Genomic DNA, 4,232 nt, shown 5'->3' on the forward strand with positions numbered 1-4,232 from the left:
TCTGCTCCCTCATCCGTCCCTTAAAAAAGGCAACGCCAAGTCTCGTCCCTCAGTAGGCGACGCGGACCTTGCCAGCCCAACATGGGTAGGAACATGATCTACCTCAAGAGGTTGCAGAAAATGAGAATCCACTCGCTCTACCGCTATCCGGTGAAAGGCCTCACGCCCGAGCGCCTGGCACAGGCCACGCTCAGCCCGGGGCGGTGCATCCCCTGGGACCGCGCCTTCGCCCTGGCCCAGGGGGACGCGAAGCTGGACCCGGAGCATCCGGCCTGGATCCCGAAGAGCAATTTCATGTGCCTGGCGAAGAATGCCAAAGCCGCCGCCCTGCGCACCAGCTTCGACGAGACCACCGGAACCCTGACCATCGCCGCGCCCGACGGCACCCGCCTCACCGCCTCGCCCTTCACACCGGAGGGCCGCACCGAACTCACCAGCTTCCTCACGGCCTTCCTGGGCGAGGAAGCCCGCCACGGCGCTGAAGGCCAGGCCCCGCAATTCCACTATTTCCCTGCGCACAGCTTCTGCGACCACAAGACCCAGGTCGTCAGCCTCATCGGCCTCGGCTCGCTCGGCGCGCTGGAAGCCGCCGTGGCTGCCCCGCGCGATGCAAGGCGCTTCCGCGCCAACATATACATAGACGACATCGCCCCCTGGGCGGAGTTCTCCTGGCTCGGCCGGGAAATCCGGATCGGCGCCGCGCGGCTCCTCGTCCAGGAACGCATCGACCGCTGCGCCGCCACCATGGTCAACCCGGACACAGCCGAGAAGGACGCCAACCCGGTGAAGGAGTTGCAGCAGAATTTCGGCCACGTGGATCTCGGCATCTTCGCCGAGGTCGTCACCGGCGGGGAAATCAGGCCCGGTGACGCCATCACCCTGGCTTAAGCCTCAATGCGTGATCCTGGTGCCAAGCAGGGTGAGGAACTGGGCAAGCCACGCCGGATGGGCTGGCCAGGCGGGCGCGGTGACGAGATTGCCGTCAGTGATGGCGGCATCCACGGCGATATTGGCATATGTGCCCTTGGCCAGCGTCACCTCGGGGCCGCAGGCCGGGTAGGCCGAGCAGTGCCGCCCTTCCAGCACCCCGGCGGCGGCCAGTAGCTGCGCGCCATGGCAGATCGCCGCCACCGGCTTGTTGGCAGCGAAGAAATGCCGCACGGCTTCCAGCACCTTCGGATTCAGCCGCAAATATTCCGGCGCCCGCCCGCCGGGCACCACGAGCGCGTCGTAATTCTCCGCCTTCGCCTCCGCGAAGCTGGCATTGAGCGTGAAGCTATGCCCGGGCTTTTCGGTATAGGTCTGATGCCCCTCGAAATCATGAATGGCGGTGGCGACCTTATCGCCTGCCTTCTTGTCCGGGCACACCGCATCCACCTTGTGCCCCACCGCGATCAGCGCCTGGAATGGCACCATGACCTCATAGTCTTCAACAAAATCGCCAACGATCATGAGAATCTTTTTCGGCATGGGTTTCCTCCTGCTGTGCAAATCCGCCGGGCCATCCCCTGACCAGCGCAGCATACACCCGTAACCCGGGTTCGGGTGTTATCCCTGTACGACAGCCGCACGCCGCGCCGCTGGCGGATACCGCCGCAATATCACCATCAGCAGCAGCACCCCCGGCACCGCCGCGGCAGCGCAGCCGATGAAGAACGGCAGAAACCCGATCCGCGCCGCCATGAACCCGGAGGCCCCAGCCACGGTATGCAGCGCCAGCGGCGCGAGGGACGAGAGCAGCGCGTATTGCGTCGCCGTATGCTCGGGGTGGCACAGCCCGGACATATAAGAGAGGAACGCGGTGTCCGAGAACGCGTCGGTAAAGGCTTCCAACGCCGAGATCGCCACCAGGATGTGCGGCGCGTGCGGAAACAGCCCCAGCACCGGATACATGCACAAAGCCGCCACCTGCAGCAGCGCGGTAAACAGCAGCGCCCGCCCCACGCCCATGCGTGCCACCAGCACCGCGCCCAGCGCCGTGCCCGCGAGGCCGCATATCAAAGACACCGGCCCGTTCGCGAGCGCGATCGCGGCGCGGTCATACCCCAGCCACGTATAGAAAGGTGCCAGCATCGGCGCGCCGAGCGCCCCGCCCAGGCGGAACAGCAGGATGAAGGCGATCGCCACCACCGCCCCGCGCCGCGCCAGAAATTCCGTCAGCGGCTCCTTCACCGCCACGGCGAAGCGCGCCGCCACCCCGGCCGGCACTCTCTCCCGCTCGACCTGCGGCTCGGCGGCCAGCAGCGTTGCCACCAGCCCCAGCAGTGCCAGCACCGCCATCAGCCCCACCGCCACATGCCAGCCGGTCTTCACCGAAAGCGCGATCACCCCGGCATTGGAGACGAGGAACGCCACGCGCCAGCCCCACACCTCCGCCGCCAGCGCCGCACCCTGCAGCTTCGGGGCGAAGCTCTCGATGCGCCAGGCGTCGATGATGATGTCCTGGCTGGCCGAGCAAAACGCCACCAGCGCGCCCAAGGCCAGCGTCAGCCCGATATGCGCCAGCGGGTCGCTTAAGGCTAGCGCCGCGATTGCCCCGGCCAGCGCGATCTGCACCGTCATCAGCCAGCCCCGCCGCCGCCCGAGGGAAAACGGCTTCACCTCGTCGAACACCGGGGCCCAGACGAATTTCAGCAGATAGGCAAGGCTGATATTCGCGGTCAGCCCGATCAGCCCGAGCCCCACATGCTCGCTCGCCATCCACATGCGCAAAGTGGGGCCGGAGAGCGCCCAAGGCAGGCCGGAGGCGAAGCCGAGCATGGCCATGATGGCCAGACGCCTGACCTCAGCAGCGGGAATGGCGCCGCGCGCCGGGTGCGGGATGTTACTGATCGGCGGTATCGTTGATGTTGTCGGCCTTCACGAAGGCCCCGTTCTCGATGTCGCCCTCATCTCCGGGCTGCATCCCGTCCATGCAGTCGCCTTGCCATTGCAGTTGCGAATGCACGGTCATGTCCCCGAGCTGCGCGGTCAGCGCCACATCCTTGGTGTCGGCATAGTCCAGCGTCTCATGGATCACCGACGGCTTGCCGCTCTGGGTGCACATGCCGTCGATCTTATAGCTGCCACCATCGCCGGAGACTCTCAAGTTGCTGCAGGCGCTCTGGTTGCTGAGGAAGAATTTCTGGTCGTTCAGCGCGTCCACGCAGCTCACCGTCACCACGTTCACCGCGTTGGCCAACGGCTGGCCGTCCGGCCCGGTCACCGTGGTGGTGCTCTGCCACAACCCGGGCTCGCGCGCCGGGAGCCCATCCGCCAAAGCCGGGCCGGCCGCACCCAGCAGAATCAGGCCGGACATCAGAATCCGCATCATGACCGGCAAGCTAGCCAACCAGCCGCGCCGAGGCAACGCGGCGGCATGTGACAAATCACCATACGCCCCGGCTTTGCCCTTCCCGCGACACAATCCCCGGTTTAGATTCGCGCCCGAGATAAATGCCAGCCAATAAGGAATTGCCCCTATGTGGAAAAAACTTGGTATCACGCTTGCCGTGCTGCTTCTGCTCATCGCCGGCGCGGCCTATTACCTGTTCTCAAACCTCGACTCGCTGATCAAGGCCGCCATCGAGAAATACGGCTCCGCCGCGACCCAGACCGAAGTATCGGTGGACAGTGTGCACCTCTCCCTCACCTCCGGGACCGGCTCCATTTCGGGCATTAGCATCGGCAATCCGGCTGGGTTCTCCTCCAACCAGGCGCTCACCCTCGGCCAGGCCGCGGTGCAGGTGGACACCTCCAGCATCGCCGGCAACGGCCCGATCGTGATCGACAACGTCACCATCGCGCAACCGCATGTCACCTACGAGGTGAAGGGCCTGGGCGAAGGCAGCAACCTGCAAACCATTCAGCATAATGTGCAGGCCTATGCCGGCGGCGGCGGCGCGCAACCGGCTTCTCAGCAGCAAGGCGGCAGCCCGGGCCGCAAAGAGATCATCAAGGATCTGTACGTCACCGGCGGGCAGATCAGCGTAGCCGCCCCGGCGTTGAGCGGGCGCAGCCTGATCGTGGCGTTGCCGGAAATCCACCTCACCAATATCGGCCAGAACAGCGGCGGCGCCACCGCGGCGGAAATTGCCAACCAGGTGCTCGGCGCCATTACCAGCGAGGCGACCAAGGCGGGCTCCTCTGCCCTGGAGCAGCAACTGCGGGCTACTGCGGCGGGCGCTCTCCAAGGGGCGGCAACCGGCGCGCTGAAGAATACCGGCGTGCCGATCACCAACGGTGTCGGCAGC

General features: G+C 65.9%; 5 protein-coding genes. 2 read left to right on the forward strand and 3 right to left on the reverse strand.

Features of this window, described 5'->3' with window-relative positions; all coding sequences use genetic code 11:
* Nucleotides 1-93 precede the first annotated feature (93 nt).
* Nucleotides 94-888 carry an MOSC domain-containing protein gene (locus tag ACLPJJ_RS05720; protein WP_443589988.1) on the forward strand — a complete coding sequence of 265 codons (795 nt, stop codon included), beginning with the start codon at nucleotides 94-96 and terminating at the stop codon, nucleotides 886-888.
* A gap of 3 nt (nucleotides 889-891) precedes the next feature.
* Here the strand turns inward: ACLPJJ_RS05720 and ACLPJJ_RS05725 are convergent, their stop codons facing one another.
* From ACLPJJ_RS05725 to ACLPJJ_RS05735, 3 genes are all read right to left on the reverse strand, one after another.
* Nucleotides 892-1,470 (reverse strand): DJ-1/PfpI family protein, encoded by a 579-nt coding sequence (locus ACLPJJ_RS05725; protein WP_443589989.1) that lies wholly within the window; start codon nucleotides 1,468-1,470, stop codon nucleotides 892-894.
* Nucleotides 1,471-1,548: 78 nt separating this feature from the next.
* Nucleotides 1,549-2,841: an AmpG family muropeptide MFS transporter gene (locus ACLPJJ_RS05730; protein WP_443589992.1), complete on the reverse strand. Its 1,293-nt coding sequence runs from the start codon at nucleotides 2,839-2,841 to the stop codon at nucleotides 1,549-1,551.
* Nucleotides 2,825-3,298, reverse strand: a complete 474-nt coding sequence (locus tag ACLPJJ_RS05735; protein ID WP_443589990.1) for a DUF3617 domain-containing protein — start codon at nucleotides 3,296-3,298, stop codon at nucleotides 2,825-2,827. The genes ACLPJJ_RS05730 and ACLPJJ_RS05735 overlap by 17 nt, the downstream gene beginning before the upstream one ends.
* Before the next feature lie 163 nt (nucleotides 3,299-3,461).
* Between ACLPJJ_RS05735 and ACLPJJ_RS05740 the strand changes: the two genes are divergently transcribed.
* A partial coding sequence (locus ACLPJJ_RS05740) for a hypothetical protein (RefSeq protein WP_443589991.1) occupies nucleotides 3,462-4,232 on the forward strand: 771 nt, incomplete at its 3' end.

The organism is Acidocella sp. (assembly GCF_052326845.1).
Lineage (GTDB): Bacteria > Pseudomonadota > Alphaproteobacteria > Acetobacterales > Acetobacteraceae > Acidocella.